The sequence below is a fragment of the Nostoc sp. genome, assembly GCF_036917675.1.
Classification (GTDB): domain Bacteria; phylum Cyanobacteriota; class Cyanobacteriia; order Cyanobacteriales; family Nostocaceae; genus Nostoc.
In genome coordinates, this window is record NZ_JBALCT010000074.1 from 394,794 (window position 1) to 415,311 (window position 20,518).

The 20,518-nt window shown below is 41.5% G+C and carries 8 protein-coding genes; 7 read left to right on the forward strand and 1 reads right to left on the reverse strand.

Features of this window, described 5'->3' with window-relative positions:
* Positions 1 to 27 precede the first annotated feature (27 nt).
* Positions 28 to 1,236 carry an ABC exporter membrane fusion protein gene (locus tag V7K31_RS31265; RefSeq protein WP_335100364.1) on the reverse strand — a complete coding sequence of 403 codons (1,209 nt, stop codon included), beginning with the start codon at positions 1,234 to 1,236 and terminating at the stop codon, positions 28 to 30.
* A gap of 1,645 nt (positions 1,237 to 2,881) precedes the next feature.
* Here V7K31_RS31265 and V7K31_RS31270 point away from each other — a divergent pair.
* From V7K31_RS31270 to V7K31_RS31300, 7 genes are all read left to right on the forward strand, one after another.
* Positions 2,882 to 3,100: a hypothetical protein gene (locus V7K31_RS31270; RefSeq protein WP_335100366.1), complete on the forward strand. Its 219-nt coding sequence runs from the start codon at positions 2,882 to 2,884 to the stop codon at positions 3,098 to 3,100.
* A 284-nt stretch (positions 3,101 to 3,384) separates the two neighbouring features.
* Positions 3,385 to 8,787: a beta-ketoacyl synthase N-terminal-like domain-containing protein gene (locus tag V7K31_RS31275; RefSeq protein WP_335100368.1), complete on the forward strand. Its 5,403-nt coding sequence runs from the start codon at positions 3,385 to 3,387 to the stop codon at positions 8,785 to 8,787.
* Between the two features lie 235 nt (positions 8,788 to 9,022).
* Complete coding sequence (locus V7K31_RS31280; RefSeq protein WP_335100370.1) at positions 9,023 to 10,750, forward strand: SDR family NAD(P)-dependent oxidoreductase; 1,728 nt, start codon at positions 9,023 to 9,025, stop codon at positions 10,748 to 10,750.
* 223 nt (positions 10,751 to 10,973) lie between these two features.
* Positions 10,974 to 15,767, forward strand: coding sequence for a PfaB family protein (locus tag V7K31_RS31285; RefSeq protein ID WP_335100373.1), 4,794 nt, complete (start codon positions 10,974 to 10,976; stop codon positions 15,765 to 15,767).
* 177 nt (positions 15,768 to 15,944) lie between these two features.
* On the forward strand, positions 15,945 to 17,618 hold the full coding sequence (locus V7K31_RS31290) for a PfaD family polyunsaturated fatty acid/polyketide biosynthesis protein (RefSeq protein WP_335100375.1): 1,674 nt from the start codon (positions 15,945 to 15,947) through the stop codon (positions 17,616 to 17,618).
* Positions 17,619 to 17,620: 2 nt separating this feature from the next.
* Positions 17,621 to 19,129 carry a thioester reductase domain-containing protein gene (locus tag V7K31_RS31295; RefSeq protein ID WP_335100377.1) on the forward strand — a complete coding sequence of 503 codons (1,509 nt, stop codon included), beginning with the start codon at positions 17,621 to 17,623 and terminating at the stop codon, positions 19,127 to 19,129.
* Positions 19,130 to 19,689: 560 nt separating this feature from the next.
* Positions 19,690 to 20,493: an SDR family NAD(P)-dependent oxidoreductase gene (locus tag V7K31_RS31300; protein WP_335100379.1), complete on the forward strand. Its 804-nt coding sequence runs from the start codon at positions 19,690 to 19,692 to the stop codon at positions 20,491 to 20,493.
* Positions 20,494 to 20,518: the final 25 nt, after the last annotated feature.

Consider the following 20,518-nt stretch of genomic DNA (forward strand, 5'->3'; position numbering starts at 1 on the left):
CAATGCCCCATGCCCTATGCCCTATAACTAAATATGAATGGCGACATCCACTTGTAAGTTGGTTAAACGAGCTATCCGCTTACTATCTGCGGGATTATCGATATAGATTTTTACCTCAACTATTCTGCGGTCTGTATCTGATCCGGGGTTGAGGCTGAAGATGTTTTGCTTGTCAACTTGCCAACCAATCTCTCTTACAGTTCCCTGTAATTTTCCAGTAAATGCAGTGCTGCTAATAGTGGCTTTTTGACCTACACGCACTTTTAGAACATCGGTTTGATACACCTCTGCAATCACATACATTTGAGATGTCTTACCTATTTCAGCAAATCCTTTGTTGGTGCTGATGACTTCTCCGGTTTTGGCGTGAATTTTCAAAATTTTGCCATCTATGGGAGATTTGATGTAACTTAAATCCAAGTCGGCTTTTGCTTGTTGAACAGAAGTTGTTGCACTGTTGACTTCGGTTTGTGCTACTTGAACATCTACACTACGCACTTCACTAATGCTCGTGAGTTGTGCTTGTGATTGCTTGCGTTGTTCTTGGAATGTGTCTTGAGTCCGCTTGAGAGAGGCTTGGGCTTCTGTTAGTTGCTGTTGTGTAGTCTTGAGTTGCAAAGCTTTGGTATCTGCTACCGAAGCCGCGATCGCACCTTGTTTGTATAATTGCTGATAGCGATCGTTCTCGGCTTGAGCATTGTCTACCTCAGCCTGGATGCGGGCGATTGTCGCCTGTTGTGTGGCAACGTCTCCTTTATATTGTGGCTCTAAACGTGCGATCGCAGCCTTTTGAGCATCGACATCTCCGGTTTTAGCTCCCGATTTCACTTGCGCTAGTTTAGCTTTGGCAACTTGCAGTTGGTCTATAGACTGTTGCAAAGCTGTTTTGGAACGACCATAATTTTCTAGATAGGCCAATAATTGCCCTGTCTTAATCGTATCTCCTTCTTTCACCAACAGTCTTTCTACTCGCACCCCATTATTAGAAGTGGGAGCAGTCAAAGTAGTAACTTCGCCTTCTGGCTCCAAACGTCCTAAAGCAGTCACAGCAACTTTCGCAGGTGTGGCAGCTTTTGGAGGATTCGCTGGCGCTGTCTGAACTTTCGGTTTAGACGAAAACGGTGCCAAACTATAGAAAGCGATTAATCCGGCTGCTAAAGTCAGAGAAGCTGCTAAAATTACTTGCGATCGTCCTACGGGTTTTGTGAATAATCGGCTTTCTTTATTTGCTGCCATATTTTCATTCCAATTCTGCTTTTTTAGGGGATAGCCTGGTTATATTTAGTCGATTAGATATAGACTCATCCGCAAATTACCAAGAGGGCTTTTCCTCTAGGTTTTCTACCTTAATCAAGTGGATGGATCTAAATTGGTTTTATATGAATTGTTGTACGCTTTTGCCGCCCAAACTCGCTCTTATGGCGTGAAAATTAATGGTGGTGTTACTTCAAAGCTTCCTAAGTTATATCCTAATTTCATATCTATTCCAGTAGCGTAAAATACAATAGCGCTAACCAGAAAACTTAACTCTCAATCACAACGAAGCGCTAATAAAAATGAACTCAAAACTTGGATTAACTTGTCATTAAGTATGGCGTAAAAATCGGTTTTTGTCAACTGCTTGACTTGGCATAAGTCCTGATTCTATCACGAAAACTTTTAATCACAGTCAGATTAGAGACTGAAGAATTTACTCATGACTAATTCCTTGTCTAGCAATTGAATACCAACAAATAGTTAGTTATTTTGATATTACTAACAGATTATTATTGGCAACGTTGTGTACTATAAGACATTCTTATAGCGATTCATAGTAGCGGCAATTCATGAATTGTCTCTACTATTAGCCGTGCAATTGATTACAGAGCGGATTGGTTGGTAGATGCAAAATCTGAGCTTTGCTTTGGTTCAGGGCTATTTCGTTCTAGACATAAACCGCCCAGAACTAAAGTTCACAGGCTTTTAGCTAAAGTACGTTTTAACGGACTACAACCTTTTCACAGTCGTCTTGAGACGACTTTCGCTATTAGACTCAGAATTCATTCTGAGGCGGGCTAGATGAGAATGAAATAGCCCTGGCTTTGGTTCACTTTTTACTAAAGACTCATTCAACCTATATTATGTTTATCAAGCAACATAGTAAAAATTAACATTTGCTTTATAAATAACTGCTTTGCTTCTGAAGTTGACTTATATTGAAAAATAACCAACAACTTTGACTCAATTATGATGTTTCTCTGAGAAAACATACTTATGGTTATTCAATTTATCTATGTATTCATTGAATTGTGACTTACTAGACAACAAATTTGGATTGTTAACTTACAACAGTTTTCATTTAATTGAACCAGATATTTTATAGGGGCAATTCATGGATTGCCCCTACCGCGTTGTCTATTCAAACCTCGTTTCCAGCCGGAGGTTAGAAATACAGCTCAATTCCGGCTTTGCCGCGAGTAAGGGAGGCGGAGCCTGAATGAGGGGGATTCCCAGCCGGAGACTGGGAACGAGGTAAATCTCTCACACATTTATATAGTTATAAATTATACTTTGATGCTAGATTTTAGGCAAAATTAACATCAGTAATGGTGGAGGGCTATTTATAAAATAACTTTAAAGGAAAGATTTAGTTTCTGTAAAGTATGTTAGTGTTTTTATTAATTCAATGCTTTAAAGTGGTTAGACAAACTAGTTATTGAATTGATATTTTTAAATTAAAAATAACTAAAGATAACTGCTTTGTCATCACATTGTGATCGTTTAATTACTTTTTCAACTTGCATAAATTCGGATGAAAGGCGGTGTCTTTTCTGTAACGAGCTTGTCAACTTTACTGGGTGAAGTAGCATAAAATATATTATCCTGGACGTTGAAACTGGCTATGACATTTATCAAGATACAGAACGTTGTCATTAACATCAGCTATGTTGCTGTAGTTAGGCTAGATAATCAAACGGTTTCGGGCGAAAAAAGCGTTTCTGTTCCCTTACCTACTCCTCAGTTTTTATCGTTCCAGTGGGATACCATTGCTCAAAATCTCTACGATTACAAATGGATTGAATTCACTGGTCAAGCAGCTATTACACTCCAAGACTATTAGACCCGTTTTAACAACGTCATTGACCTATTGCCACAATATAAACAGTCTAGCGTTGTCTAACATTTTTGTGCGATGTCTACGACGGGCTACGCCTACGCTGTGTGCCAAAATCGCCTGTAAATCTAAGGCTTTGTTAGGGCAGTATGTATCGTGTGGTGTCGATTTAGAAAAAAGCATTTAGCACAGATAGGATAGCTAACTGCTTACAAAACGAGAGTTTTCCATTATTTAGTAGGCAACAGAAATTACTGTAGCTACAGAATCCACAGTACTAACTATGCCCTATGTCTGCTTATTCAATTGATACTGCCTTAGCGGAGTTAGAAAGCCTTGTCAATAATTGTGAAAAGGCTGTAATGAGGTCTATAGAGGAAAAAAACATGAGGTCAGATAAATCAGTGTCAATCAACAGAATTAATAGACAATTACAACACAATCCTATTGCCATTGTTGGAATGGCTTCTCTATTGCCAAAAGCGAGAAACTTGCGGGAATACTGGCAAAATATAGTAAACAAAATTGACTGTATTACTGATGTTCCCTCCACTCACTGGAGTGTGGAAGATTATTACGATCCTAATCCGAGAACTACTGAAGATAAAACCTACTGTAAAAGAGGTGGATTTCTTCCAGAGGTTGATTTTAACCCGATGGAATTCGGTATCCCACCCAGCATTTTGGAAGTCACAGATGTATCGCAACTATTAAGTTTAGTGGTTGCGAAAGAGGCAATGGAAGATGCAGGTTATGGCGAAAAACGTGAGTTTAGCCGCGAGACTGTTGGCGTAATCTTAGGCGTGGCGATGGCCAAGCAATTAGGAATGCCACTTTCTGCGAGGTTGGAATATCCGATTTGGGAAAAAGTACTCAAAAGCAGTGGTTTATCTGATGAGGATACCCAAAAAATCGTTGATAAAATCAAAAGCGCTTATGTGAAATGGGATGAGAACGCTTTCCCTGGAATGTTAGCTAACGTAGTCGCGGGTAGAATTGCCAATCGTCTAAATTTTGGCGGGATGAATTGCGTAGTTGATGCCGCTTGTGCTAGTTCTTTTGGTGCTTTAAAAATGGCTATTAGTGAGCTAGTTGAGCATCGTTCCGACATGATGCTAACTGGTGGTGTTGATACCGATAACACCATCATGGCTTACATATCCTTCAGCAAAACACCGGCAGTTTCTCCTAGTGAAAATGTCAAACCTTTCGATGCTAAATCTGATGGGATGATGTTGGGTGAAGGGATCGGGATGATTGTCCTCAAACGGTTAGAAGATGCTGAACGGGACAAGGATAAAATATATGCTGTAATCAAAGGAATTGGGACCTCCAGTGATGGGCGTTATAAGAGCATTTATGCTCCTCGTAAAGAGGGTCAAATTAAAGCCTTAGAACGTGCTTATGAAGATGCTGGCTTCTCTCCCGCTACTGTTGGTTTGATGGAAGCACATGGCACCGGCACAATGGCTGGAGATCCCACAGAATTCGGCTCTTTAAAAGACTTCTTTGGCGAACATGATGACAAAAAACAGCACATCGCTTTGGGTAGTGTAAAATCACAAATTGGACACACAAAAGCGGCTGCGGGTGCGGCGAGTTTGATTAAAACTGCTTTGGCTTTACATCACAAAGTATTACCGCCCACAATTAACATCACTGAGCCGAACCCCAAACTCAATATTAAAAATTCGGCGTTTTATTTGAATACCGAAACTAGACCTTGGATTCGTGCAGAAGGGGAAGCACCAAGACGCGCGGGTGTGAGTTCTTTTGGCTTTGGCGGCACCAATTATCACGTAGTTTTGGAAGAATATGAAGCTGACCAAAACCACGCCTACCGCTTACATAGTGATGCTAGTGAAGTGCTGTTATTTGCTCCCACAGTAGACCAATTGTTGAGCAAATCTGAAGAGATTTTAGGTAAGTTGCGATCGCCTGAAGCAAAAACACACTATGCAGAATTAGTCAAGGAATGCAAATCACCACAGATTCCCCTCTCTGCTGCCAGATTTGGGTTTGTAGCTGAGAATCTCGAAGACGCTTGCAAGTTGTTGCAAACTAGCATTGACTGGCTGAAAAACAAAGGAACAGCAGCATCTTGGGAGCATCCCCAAGGGATTTATTACCGCGCCTCTGGTATGGAGTTGGGTGGAAAAGTTGTTGCTCTATTTTCTGGTCAAGGTTCGCAATACTTGGAGATGGGACGCGAACTGGTGATGAATTTTCCTTTGATGCGGCGTCTTCATGGCTATATGGATAGTCTGTTAATCAAAGATAATTTACAGCCGCTTTCAGAGATCGTTTTTCCTCATCCTGTGTTTGAGGAGGCAGAGAAAAACGCCCAAATTGCTGCTTTACAACGCACAGAATACGCTCAACCAGCCATCGGGGTGTTGAGTGCAGGGATGTACAGCATACTGCAACAAGCTGGGTTTAAGTCAGATTTTGTGGCGGGACATAGCTTTGGGGAACTCACAGCTTTGTGGGCTGCGGGGGTTTTGAGTACGGAAGATTACTTATTTTTGGTGAAAGCTAGGGGTCAAGCAATGGCTGCACCCGAAGACCCGGATCATGATGCGGGTAGTATGCTGGCTGTCAAAGAAGATATCAACAAAGTCGAAGCCGTCTTGAGACATTTTCCCCAAGTTGCGATCGCTAATCAAAATTCTCCGACTCAATTTGTCTTAGCTGGCCCCACCGGAGAAATAGCGAGAATCAGAGAGGCTTTACACGAGAAAGGATATACAGCTGTATTGTTACCTGTTTCAGCAGCTTTCCATACACCGCTAATCGCTTTTGCTCAAAAATCCTTTGCGATCGCTACTAAGTCCGTCAAGTTCCAAAGTCCGAGAATCCCTGTTTACAGCAACGTCACCAGTAAGCAGTATCCCAATGAACCTCAAGGTATTCAAAAAATCCTGGAAACGCACCTTTCCAACTCAGTGCTGTTTAAACAGGAAATTGAAAATATCTATGCAGCCGGTGGTACTTGCTTTGTGGAATTTGGCCCAAGGAGAATTCTGACCAATTTGGTAAAAGATATCCTTGGCGATCGCCCACATCTTACCGTATCTTTGAACCCCAGCACTCAAAAGAATAGCGATCGCTCTTTACGAGAAGCGGTTGTGCAGTTGCGGGTAATTGGTCTGGCTTTGACTAACCTCGATCCTTACCAACTTCTCCAAACTATACCCCCAATTGAGACGAAGAAGACTTTAAATGTACGTTTGAACGGCATCAACTACAGATCCGAAAAAACGAAAAATGCCTTCGCTTTAGCTTTGCAGGATGGGCATAAAGTCACATTACCCAGCCCCGAATCTTCTGAAGCGGCCCCTTTATTTAGCAGCCCAGGAGTAACTCCACCTCTGGCGGTGATCGAGACTAACGGACATAAAAAAACACCTGCGATCGCTAACAGTGTGACTGCTAATATCATCACCCAAACAGAGCAACAAATGAATCCTGTGACCTTTTCACAACCAGCCCAGGAATCTAAGATGCAACCAACACCAGAAAAACTTACAAATTACCAACAACTTTTAGAAAGTTTAGAATACCTGCTAACACAGTTTCAGGAAAATCAAGCCGAGAATTTACAAGTTCACGGTACTTATCTCAACCATCAAATGGAATACGCCAAAGCGTTTTTCCAACTGATGCAGCAGCAGAATTCCTTGTTGAGTGAAAGTAAATCAACAGCCGAAACTGCCAAAATGAAGCTAGTTGTCATGGAAAGCTTAGAGCGCAGCATGATGCAGTTTCATTCCCAACAAGGTGAAACCCTACGCATCCATGAGCAATATCTCCAAGAGCAACTGGAATATACTAAAAGCTTTTTCCAACTCATCCAGCAAGAGTATTCTCAAATCATCTCTGGTGAGGGAATAACTCAACTAACAGAGAAACTAAGCAATTTCACTCCGTTCACCACAGAAACAACTGTTACTGATGCACCAGTACCGCCCACTACCAAGCTAGTAGAAAGCCAGCCTTTGCCTGTAACTGAGCCTGTAGCTAAAAATGTCTTAAATGTTACCCAAGCACCTCTGCCGTCTGCTGTAGAGCCTGTAGTTGCAACTGCCTACTCCTCCCCACTTCCTACTCCCCACTTCGCCACTGTCGAGACAGTAGAGCCTGTAGTCGCGCCACCTGTCCCAGTAGTAGAACCTCAAGCTGAGGTTGTAGTCAAAATTAGCTCACCTCCAGTCAACGAAGTTGTTGCATTCACCCCAGAAGCAGCACCCACAACTGCTGCACCTGTATCTGGCGCAACCATCGATATTGTTGACTTAGATAAAAACCTCTTAGCCATCACCAGCGACAAGACGGGCTACCCAGTCGAGATGCTGGAAATGGATATGGACATGGAGGCGGATTTAGGAATTGACTCTATCAAACGGGTAGAAATCTTAGGGGCGCTACAGGAAATGTACCCCAACCTACCCAAGCCCAATTTGGAAGAACTTGCAGAAAAACGCACCATCGGTCAAGTTGTAGAGTATCTGCAATCCCATACTTCCAAAAGTATTACTGTAGAAATTGCAGTTCACGAAGTACAACAACCAACTGAGATTCTAGTAGAGGCTGCACCCGTAGTTGAGGTAGTCGTTGCACCAGAACCAAGCGTAGTTGTTGCATTCACCCCGGAACCAGAACCCGCTACAAGTGATGAATTTGCAAACTTAGGTGAAACCCTGTTAGCCATTACTAGTGATAAGACGGGCTACCCAGTCGAGATGCTGGAACTGGACATGGATATGGAAGCCGACTTAGGGATTGACTCGATCAAACGGGTGGAAATTTTAGGGGCGATGCAAGAAATGTACCCCAACTTACCCAAGCCAAACATTGAAGAACTCGGCGACCTCCGCACCATCGGTCAAATAGTCGATTACCTACAGCAGTTGGCTGGAGGTGAAAAAAAAAAGTCTGAGCCTGAGTTTGTCCAACAGCCACCGGAATTAGAGCATAATATCCAGCGCCATCCCGTCAAACTCAGAAGCCTACCACAGCCCGATTACTTGGATTTCAAGTTACCAGAGGGACACATCGGTTTAATCACCGATGATGGTTCCCTCACCACTTATAAATTAGCTGAATCCCTAATCGAGAAAGGCTGGAAAGTAGTAGTTATCAGCTTCCCCCAATCGCTGATCACCCAACAAGCGCCCTTACCCACAGGAGTAACCCGCGTCACCTTAGCAAACTTGAGTGAAGAACATCTCCAACAACAATTGCAAGCGATCGCATCTCACTGCGGAGCGATTGGGGCTTTCATCCATCTACACCCGATGTTTGTAGGAAATAATACCGGGAGTATTTCTTACAACGAACCAGAAAAGGCGATCGTCAAGCACGTATTTTTGATGGCGAAACACCTCAAACCCTCTCTCAACGAAGCCGCACGTCATGGACGTAGTTGTTTCTGCACAGTTGCTCACCTTGATGGAGCCTTCGGTTTAGAGTACAAAGTCAACTTCGGTGCGATCGGTGCTGGTTTATTCGGATTAACCAAAACTCTGAGATGGGAATGGCCAAAGGTGTTTACTCGTGCGATCGATTTAAGTCCCAGACTTGATGCCAAACAGTCAGTACAAAACATCATAGCCGAGCTTCACGATCCTAATCTTTATATCAGTGAAGTTGGGTATGGTTCACAGGGACGAGTCACTATTATTGCCGATTAAAAGGCTGATGTAGCAGTCCTATTTGAGTTGTGAAAAATACTGTTTTAACGAACCACGAAGGCGCGAAGGGCGCGAAGAAAGGAAATAGACAGAGCATTTTACAAATTTTTTAGGGCTGCTATTAATATGTTTTTTACTACAAGAAGGCTACTTATTTCTCTTCCTTCGCGTTCTTCGCGTCTTCGCGGTTCGTATATCCAAAAAAGCCAATATATGCAGGTATTCACGAGGATTTATGACACAAACAGCCCAGCTTAGTCCATCATCTGTCTTTGTCGTGAGCGGCGGTGCAAAAGGGATTACGGCTGAGTGTACTATCAGATTAGCCCAACAGCAACCCTGCAAATTCATCCTTCTCGGTCGTTCTGAAATTTTAGAAACCGAGCCAGATTTTGCTCAAAATTCTGATGAATCCGCATTGAAAAAAGGCATCATGGAAAATCTTCTTTCTCAAGGAGAGAAGCCCACACCCATGAATGTGCAAAAGATATATAACAAAATTACCTCCAGCCGCGAAATTAAAAAGACTCTAGCCGCAATTGAAAAAACAGGAGCTAAAGCCGAATATATCAGCGTCGATGTTACAGATACGCAAGCTTTACAAGAAAAACTTGCCAATGCTGTGCAACATCTTGGCCCAATTACAGGAATCATCCACGGTGCGGGAAACTTGGCTGATAAGTTAATTGAAAAGAAAACAGAACAAGATTTTGAAAAAGTTTACACCGCCAAAGTTCAAGGTTTAGAAAACCTGTTGGCTTGCGTTAATCCTAATCAACTTCAGCATTTAGTTTTGTTTTCTTCAGTCACAGGATTTTACGGAAATCCCGGACAATCTGATTATGCGATCGCAAATGAAATTCTGAACAAATCAGCCCATATATTTAAGCAAAGTTATCCCTCATGTCATGTAGTCGCTATCAACTGGGGCGCTTGGGACAGTGGGATGGTGACAGCAGAATTAAAGAAGATTTTTCAAGAGCGAAAAATTGAAATAATTCCCATTGCAGTTGGGGCACAAATGCTCGTGAAAGAAATGGATAATACCAATCATGCAACCGCACAAGTTGTTATTGGTAGTCCACTAGTTCCAATGGCGGCGGAGTTAGATTCAGAACTACGAACCTATCGTATCCGTCGCCAAATGACATTGGAGGCTAATCCATTTTTACACGATCATACTATTGCTGGTTCTCCGGTTTTACCAGCAACTTGTGCAATGACGTGGATTATTAATGCTTCTGAACAATTATATCCTGGTTATCGGTTGTTTTATTATCAAGAGTTCAAAGTTTTGAAGGGAATTACTTTCAATGAAACATTAGCGAAGGAACATATTTTAGAAATTGAAGAGATTTCCAAAGTTAATCTTGAAAGAATCGAACTTAAAGCCAAAATTTCGAGTAAAAACCCTGAAGGAAAAATCCATTATCATTTTAGCGCTCAACTCAATCTCCAGCGTGAAATCCCAGATGCACCCATCTATGAATCTCTCAATCTCGAACAAGATAATATCATCACCGCTACAGGAAAAGCTTTTTACCAAAATGGTGGGGCTACATTATTTCACGGCCCAGGTTTTCAAGAAGTTAAGAGAGTTTTAAACATCAGTCCTGAAAAAATCACTACAGAATGTCTTTGGCCAGAACTTAGCGCCCAGCAACAAGGACAATTCCCTGTCCAATGGGTAAATCCTTACACAACTGACTTGAGTATGCACGCCTTATGGATTTGGACACAACACTTTCATGAAGAAGGCTGTTTACCTGGAAAAGTAGAAAAATTTGAACAGTTTGAAGCGATACCACATAACGAAACATTTTACGTTTCTTGTGAAGTGATATCTAAGACACCAAGTAGTGCGATCGCTAACTTCATCATACACGACCGTCAAGGAAAAATATACTCACGAATGCTCAATGCCCACGCCATCATTTGGTCAATGAAACTCCTCCGAAGCTAATAATTTTCCTTTAACACTTAACACCTATATAGCAATCCTAAAATCTCTGTAAAATTCTTTCTCTTCTTAGCGTCCTTTGCGTCCTTCGCGGTTCGTTAAAAACAGAATTTTTCACAACTCAAATAGGATTGCTATAACTTGCCACTTCAAAGTTTGGGGAACAGCGTAAATCCTGCCTTTTAATTATCTCTTGCTAAATACCCAAACTCGGAGCATATCAATCGTGGAAAAAATAGCCATCATCGCATTATCATGCCTATTCCCCGATGCTAAAAATCCTGAAGAATACTGGCAGAATATCGTTAATCAAAAAGATTCCACATCCTCTGCAACCGTCGAAGAAATCGGAGTAGATCCGACAATCTTTCACAATCCAGTTAAAGGTACACCAGACAAAACCTATTCCCTCAAAGGCGGATACATCCGCAACTTTCAGTTTAATCCATCTGAATACAATCTACCCTCAGAACTTGTTGCTGGTTTAGATAACACCTTCAAATGGTCATTGTATGCCGCTAAACAAGCAATTGTACAGAGTGGTTATTGGGGTAATCAAACTGTCCTGGCAAAATGTGGCGTAATTTTAGGTAATTTGTCATTCCCAACAAAATTATCTAATCAGCTATTCTCTCCAATTTACGAGAAAACTATTACCCCTGCTGTCAGAGAACTTTTGCAATATGAAGATTTTGATTTAGCTGCTCTCCCAACTGCAACTAAAGCGTCTTTATACAATGCTCTGATATCTGGCTTACCAGCATCTATCATTGCTCAAGCTCTATCTCTATCCCAGATTAATTTATGTCTGGATGCTGCTTGTTCGTCATCATTTTATGCTATTAAACTAGCATCTCATTACTTATGGTCACACAAAGCTGATGTCATGTTAGCTGGAGCCATCAGTTGTGCAGATTCCCTATTCGTGCGGATGTTATTTTCCGGTGTTCAAGGGTATGCAGAAAACGGCATCAGCCGTCCCTTAGACAAATCCTCTAGAGGGCTAATTCCTGCCGATGGTGTTGGGATGGTGATGCTGAAAAGATATTCAGATGCCGTTAGAGATGGTGATAATATTCTCGCTACTATCTGCGGTAATGGACTCTCAAATGATGGCAAAGGCAAGCATCTACTTAGCCCTAATCCTAAAGGGCAAGTTTTAGCTTTTGAACGAGCCTATAAGGAGGCAAACTTTAGTCCCAAAACCATCGATTATTTAGAGTGTCACGCCACAGGCACATTACTAGGAGATACAACCGAATTCAACTCCATAGAAACATTCTTTGGTCAAAATCACGCTGCGCCTCTGGTAGGTTCTGCTAAGGCAAATACTGGTCACTTGTTAACTGCTGCTGGCATGGTTGGCTTGACTAAAGTGATTTTGAGTATGTCGCATGGTCTAATTCCACCAACCATGAATGTTTCTGAACCTTTAACATCAGAAAAAAATACAATTTCCGCCGATAAAATTGTTAGAACAGCTACAGCATGGCCAAATAATAACGCACCAGTAAAACGGGCAGCTATTAGCGCTTTTGGTTTTGGCGGCACTAATTCTCATCTGATTTTAGAACAAGGAAATACAACACAACCAGTTGAATCAAGTTCACCTGTTCCACCTGTAAAAGTTGCCATTGTTGGCATGGATGCCTTTTTTGGTAACTGCAATGGTTTAGATGCTTTTGAACGCAGTATTTATGATGGAACCCAACATTTTACTTCTCTACCGCCTCAAAGATGGCATGGGATAGAAAATCAAGAAAATGTCCTGAAAGAGTACGGTTTAACAGACGGGAAAGCACCAGTTGGGGCATATATTAAAGATTTTGAAATCGATACTTTATCGTGCAAAATCCCACCGAATGAAATAGATAAGTTAAACCCACAACAATTATTGCTCCTCAAGGTTAGCGATCGCGCCGTGAAAGATGCGAAACTACAGGAGGGTGGCAATGTCGCAGTGATTGTCGCTGCTGAGACAGAATTTTCTGTACATCAGCTACAGCAAAGATGGAATTTATCTTGGCAAGTTAAGGACGGCTTACTCAACCAAGGAATTTCTTTACCTGCTGAACAACTGGCGCAACTGGAAACCATTGTCAAAGATAGCATTCACCAACCAGTAGAAATCGGCGAATATGTGAGTCACATCGCCAACATCATGGCAAGTCGGATTTCTGCTTTGTGGAATTTCACTGGCCCGGCATTCACCATCAGCGCTGGCGAAAATTCTGCCCTTAAGGCGTTGGAAGTTGCACAAATGCTACTCGCTACGGGTGAAGTTGATGCAGTGGTTGTAGGTGCAGTAGATTTGGCAGGTGGTGTGGAAAATGTCTTGTTCCGCAGCCAATTTGCACCAATTAATACGGGTGTCAATACGTTGGGTTATGACCAACAGGCTAATGGCTGGACTGTTGGCGAAGGTGCTGGTGCTGTTGTCCTCAAGCGCTACGAAGCTGCTAAGGAAGACAATGAACGCATCTATGCAGTCATTGATGCCATGAGTTTTGCACAAGGTAATTCTACTGGCAGTAATGCTCTGGTAAAACCTGATGCTTCAGCTATCAGCAATGTCTGCAAACAAGCTTTTCAGATGGCAGATATTCAACCCACAGAGGTTAACTATGTAGAAGTCTTTGGTAGTGGCGTTTCCCAGCAGGATGAAGCCGAAATCACAGGTTTACTGCAAGCTTATCCGAAAGTGGGCAATGGTTTGCATTGTGCATTGGGCAGCGTCAAAGCCAATATCGGCCACACCTATACAGCATCAGGAATCGCTAGCTTAATCAAAACCGCTCTCTGTCTTTATTACAGGTATATTCCCGCCACACCCAAATGGTCTGGTGTCAAAACACCGCAAGTATGGTCAGGTAGCCCCTTCTATGTGGCAATGGAATCAAGACCTTGGTTTGTCGATAAAGGCGGCACACGCAGAGTAGCAGCAATTAATAGCATGGGTATAGATGGCAGTTACGCCCATTTAATCTTATCGGAAGAACCCAGCCAAGAGGAGCGCGACAACAGATATTTGCAACAAATGCCTTTTCATCTGTTTCCAATAGCAGTTAGCGATCGCTCCACCATACCAGATTTACTTAATCATCTCCAAAAATCTATTGAAGCTAGTTCTTCTTTATCAGCTACAGCCAGCGAAACATTCGCTACCTTTGAACAGCATTCTAATCCAAAATACGTCTTATCAATCACAGGACGTAACACAAAAGATTTACTCAAAGAAATTGAATCTGCTCGCAAAGGTGTAAATAATGCTTTTGAAAACGGTACAGATTGGCAAACACCACTAGGTAGTTATTTCACAGCAAAACCATTGGGTAAAACTGGAGCAGTTGCTTATGTTTATCCCGCCGCAGTCAATTCTTATATTGGCATTGGTCGTAGTGTCTTCCGTTTATTTCCGAAAGTCTTCGAGGACTTAAAAAGTAATAATCTCTACAACCGGGCTGCCGATGTTGAAAAGTTGGTTTATCCCAGAAGTTTACCTAAATTGACAACCAGGCAACTAGAAACTCTCGAAAAGCAATTGTTAGATGATTCACTGGCAATGTTTGAAAGTGAAATCGCCTTTGCTAGATACATGACGGCAATTTTCCGAGATGATTTTCAAGTCAAGCCGCAATCAGTTTTTGGGTATAGTTTGGGTGAAACTAGTATGATGGTTGCCCAAGGAGTTTGGAGTGATTTTGAGGGCGGAAGTAACACCTTAAACTCATCACCTTTATTTGGCGATAAGTTATCTGGTCCGAAAAATGCTGTGCGTGAATATTGGGGATTAACAGATTCACCAAATTCACAAAACAACAATTTTTGGAATACCTATGTTCTCATGGCTACTCCATCCCAAATTAGAGAATGTCTAAAACAAGAGAATCGTGTCTACTTAACTCAAATCAACACACCAGAAGAAGTATTAATTGCTGGTGATGATGCAGCCTGTAAGCGAGTGATTGAAACTTTAGGTTGCAACGCTTTCTCCGCTCCCTTCGACCATGTGATCCATTGTGAAGCGATGCGATCGCAGTACGAGGAAATTAAGAAGGTAAACACCTTACCATCCCAAACTCTCCCAGGTATTGTTTTTTATTCTGCTGCTGATTATCAACCTGTTGCACTTGAAAGTGAAGCGATCGCGCATAACATTGCCAAAGGATTATGCCAAGAACTTGATTTTCCGCAATTAGTTAATCGTGTCTACGGTGATGGCGTCCGAATATTTTTAGAAGCAGGTGCTGGTAGTGTCTGTTCACGATGGATTGATAAAATTCTCGGCAACAAAGAACATATCACAATCTCTCTAAATCGTCGAGGAATGGATGATCATGCTTCAATGGTCAAAGCATTAGCAAAACTACTCAGTCATCAGGTGAACGTGGATTTATCACCGTTATATAGCAAAGCCCAAGAAACCGCTAATCTAAATAAAGCAACATTAAGAATAGTTACCTTGGGTGGAAAATCAATTGCTGCTGCTATATTGAGCAACGAAAATCGCAAAATTGTTGAAGATTTCGCTGGGGATCTTAGGAGCGATGGCTTCGCCAACGCCAAGGGCGATCGCTTCAAAAAACAGCATCCAAACATACCTAATCTCCAACAATCTGAAATCACAGATTTTCTTAAGACTTCCAACCAGATAACCCAAGAAGAAAATTACTCCCCTAGCATATTGCGATCGCTTACTCAGCCAGAAGAAGTAAAACCGAAAAATATCATTGATAACGGTTTTGAAACGAAAGAACAATTACAATCTTCTGAGTTAAGCGCAATTAGACAGCAAATTCCTCTTTCTTCCCCACCTGTTATCACTCAAAAAATTAGTAGCATCATCAGCATGTTCGATTTAAATAAGACACAGTATCAAAAGCTCAATGCTAATAATTCAAAGATAACTAAAGCGCACACAGCTTTTTTACAAGCTAGACAAGATTATAGTCAACAAATGAGCGAAATCATTCAATTGCAACTAACTTGCGCCCAAAACTTGCTTAACGAAGAATCTTAATATCTCATACCAATTCTCTGTAAACTTTCTCTTCCTTCGCGCCCTTCGCGTCCTTCGCGGTTCGTTAAAAAATTATTACGTGCATCTTCACAGAGAATTGGTATGAAAACATAGACTCCTATAAAAAGTCTACTTCACTTTTATCATCCATTACTTATAATCCGAGGGATAACTACCGTGACAACCGTAGATACGGTACTAAGTAAACACGATAATGGCCTTAATTTCTCTGCCTGGTCTTATAACAAAAACCAGGTTTGGAAAGGTTCTTTAGAAACTGTATCTTTTGAGCAACAAACCATCAAAAACAAATTGATGGTATTAGATAAACCCTGCTACATCGTGAAAGTTGCCGGAAAAATCGGTGTCACCAATGAGGGGTATTTATCCCCTGGTGATAATGGCACAACAGCACAAGTAGAACTCTTAACATTTGCAGCCCCAATCCGCATTCAACAGTTTGGAGATCCGAATTTTCTCTCCTCTCATGGAGTGAAATATGCCTACGTTACTGGCGCAATGGCTGGCGGAATTGCTTCCGAAGAAATGGTCATTGCACTCGGAAAAGAGCAAATTTTGAGTTCCTTTGGTGCAGGTGGTTTAACTCCAGAACGTTTGGAAGCAGCCATTAACCGCATTCAACAAGCTTTACCTCAAGGTCCCTATGCTTTTAATTTAATTCACAGTCCTAATGAACCTGCGATTGAACGCCGATCTGTGGATTTATATCTCAAATATCAAGTAAGAACAGTAGAAGCATCTGCATTTCTCGACTTGACCCCCAACATTGTTTATTACCGTGTTGCTGGATTGGGGTTAAATAACGCCAATCAAATTGAAATCAAAAATAAAGTCATTGCCAAAATTTCTCGCCGAGAAGTTGCTACTAAATTTCTGCAACCAGCACCAGCGAGAATTCTCAAAGAGCTTCTTGACCAAGGACTAATTACTGAGTTACAAGCAACCCTTGCAGCCAAAGTTCCGATGGCTGATGATATTACCGTCGAAGCTGATTCTGGTGGTCATACAGATAACCGTCCCTTAGTTTGTTTGTTGCCTTCTATTATTGCCTTGCGGGATGAAATTCAAGCACAATATCATTATCAAACACCCATTAGAATCGGAGTAGCAGGGGGAATTGGTACACCACAATCAGCATTAGCAGCCTTTATGATGGGCGCTGCTTATGTAATGACCGGCTCAATTAATCAGTCATGCGTTGAATCTGGAGCTTGTGAACATACCAAAAAGTTATTAGCTCAAGCAGAAATGGCTGATATGATGATGGCCCCAGCAGCAGATATGTTTGAAATGGGAGTCAAATTACAAGTTCTCAAACGGGGTACGATGTTCCCCATGCGATCGCAGAAATTATTTGAACTCTATCGCGCTTATAATTCGATTGAAGAGATTCCTTTGCCAGAAAGAGAGAAATTAGAAAAACAAGTTTTTCGCAAAACTATTGCTGAAGTATGGGAAGGAACTGCGGCTTATTTATCCCAAAAAAATCCTGAAAAACTGGGTAAAGCAGTCAATAATCCTAAACTGAAAATGGCGTTGATTTTCCGCTGGTATCTAGGATTATCTTCTCGGTGGTCTAGTTCTGGTGAAAAAGGTAGAGAAGTCGATTATCAAATTTGGTGTGGCCCGGCAATGGGCGGTTTCAATGACTGGGTACGCGGTTCCTACCTCTCTGAACCAAATAATCGTCGGGTAGTTGATGTTGCTAATCAAATTATGACTGGTGCAGCCTTTTTGTATCGTGTCCAAAACTTGAAAATCCAAGGACTACAAGCTTCCGATTATTACAGTCAGTATCACCCTGTTCGTTCTAAATTGTTGGAGATTTAAAAATGACTATAAAACAGTCTTTCACAGCCGCCGATATTCAAGTATTTTTGGTGTCTAACTTAGCTCAGTTGCTCGGAATAACAACTGATGAAATAGATATCAAAGAACATTTAGAAAACTATGGGTTGGATTCAGCCCAAGCAATGATTCTAGTGAGCAAATTAGAAAAATTGCTAGGATTTCAACCATCTCCGTTGCTCTTGTGGCACTACCCAAATATTGAAGCTCTTTCACAGCGTTTAGCTGAAGAAGTGCAAGAAGGTTCACCAGTTCAAGATACGACATCCTCTAATGCCAAGGCTGCTCCCTCGGTTCTAGATTTAAGTGCCGAGGCTGTTCTTGACCCTACTATCCATCCCGGTGCTGCATCTAATGTGCCTGTAGGTGAACCAAAAAACATCTTTTTAACTGGAGGAACAGGCTTTTTAGGAGCTTTTATCATCCGGGAATTGCTACAGGAAACCAATGCGGATATCTATTGCTTAGTGCGTGCTGCTAATGCCGAAGAAGGCAAAAGCAAACTCCAAAATAATCTGCAACAGTATGCAATTTGGCAGGAACAATTTAACTCCAGAATTATTCCGATTGTCGGCGATTTATCTCAGCCATTGTTAGGTGTTGGCTCTGAACAGTTTCAAATTTTAGCTGCCAGTATTGATACTATATATCATAGTGGCGCCTTGTTAAATTATGTTTTTCCCTACTCTGCACTGAAGGCAGCCAATGTTTTAGGAACGCAGGAAGTTTTGAGATTGGCTTGTCAAATTAAAGTCAAGCCTGTACATTACGTTTCCAGCGTTGCTGTTTTTGAATCGACTGCTTATGCTGGCAAGGTTGTTAAAGAACAGGATGAATTTAATCATTGGGAAGGTATTTATCTTGGTTACTCTCAAACTAAATGGGTAGCTGAAAAGTTAGTTAAAATTGCTCGTGACCGTGGGCTTCCTGTAACTATCCATAGACCGCCACTGATTTCAGGTGATAGCAAAACAGGCATTTGTAACACACATGACTTTATTAATTTGATGACCAAGGGCTGTCTACAAATGGGAAGTTTCCCTGATGTAGATTATATGTTGGATATGTCACCTGTGGACTATGTAAGTAAAGCCATTGTTTATCTATCACGCCAAAAAGAATCCGTAGGCAAAGCTTTCAATTTACAACATCCCCAACCTGCTGCTTTGAAAATGCTAGTTGAGTGGATACGCTCATTTGGTTATTCAGTTGAGATGATTCCCTATGAGAAATGGCAATCAGAGTTAATCAATAATGTGTCTTCTGTGGACAATCCTTTATACACTCTGCGACCCTTTTTACTAGAACGTTGGTCTGATGAGCAACTGACTATTCCTGATTTGTACCTACAAGCTAGAAGACCCCACATTAGCTGCCAAGATACTCTTCATGCATTAGCAGGCAGTTCAATTGCTTGTCCTCCAATTGACTCTCAATTGTTTATGACTTATACCGCCTACTTGATTCAAAGTGGTTTCTTGAATATCGCTTAGAAATTCACAACTTCCGTAGGGTGTGTTAGGAACGTAACGCACCATCCCGGATACTTCGGTGCGTTACGGAAGCCGTAACACAACCTATAAAATAATTTTGTTTAGTCCATGTTTTTGAGAAATCAGTACTACTGAATAGCCAATATTTCAGATGCCAGCAACAACTCATACACCAACAGCGGCAATATAATTGCCCTGTTTTTTTCTGCTCACTAATGTAATTTTTTAGTATTCACCCCTTGACAGAAGCAATTGAGGATAGAATGGTTAATGTCGGGCATAAAAGTTTGATTTTACATGCTGGCTTTTGTGAGTAATCAAAAGCCAGCGCTAGCAGTCGGACATAACCGAAATTCTTTAATGCTCAACTTCTTCGATGCATAAATCCTAAATTTGCGTTTGGACTGCTACATCTATCCAACGCATCACACAAGCATTTGAAAGGTCAATAACTCAAGACATTTCTTGTTGGTTCAGATATTACGCGTACTTAATTGTAGAGCGAGAACCACTGTAAATGCAATGTAGCTTCATCAAGTTGAATTCACCAACCTTTTTACATGAACACAACACACCAAAGACAGAGCAAACAAACTGCTCTCATTACTGGGGCAGCCGGTGGAATTGGCTACGAGTTAGCATGTATTTTTGCTGCTCATGATTACAATCTTGTCTTAGTAGACAGAAACGGGGTAAAGCTTGTAGAAATTGCAGCTAAATTCCAAGAAAAATTTGGAAATTTAGTTACAACTATTGTTAAGGATCTATCTATATCAATAGCTCCTGAAGAAATTTTCGCAGAGTTGCAAAAAGCCGATATTAAGGTTGATGTGCTGGTGAACAATGCCGGATTTGGTATCTATGGATTATTTCACGAAACAGACCTAGCTACTGAACTGGAAATGCTACAGGTAAATTTGGTGTGTCTCACCCATTTAACTAAGTTATTCGTGAAGCACATGGTAAACCAAGGTGAAGGAAAAATCTTAAACGTCGCCTCGGCTGCTGCTTTTCAACCAGGGCCTTTGATGGCGGTTTATTTTGCTACTAAAGCTTATATCTTATCGTTTTCAGAAGCGATCGCTAATGAATTAGAAGGTACAGGTGTCACTGTGACAGTTCTTTGCCCAGGCTCAACCGCATCTGCCTTTCATGAAAGAACCGGGATGGCTGACTCTAAGTTGCTTAAGGGTAAGAAAATGATGGATGCAAAAACAGTAGCCGAAATTGGTTTTCGCGCCTTAATGAAAGGCCAAACCATTGTTATTCCTGGTTTTATCAATAAACTACTGGCGAAAATCGTCAGATTTGTACCCAGAAACCTGGTGACAAAATTTGTGAGAAATATGCAGGAAGATAAGTAGGGGGTAGGGGGCATTGGGCATTGGG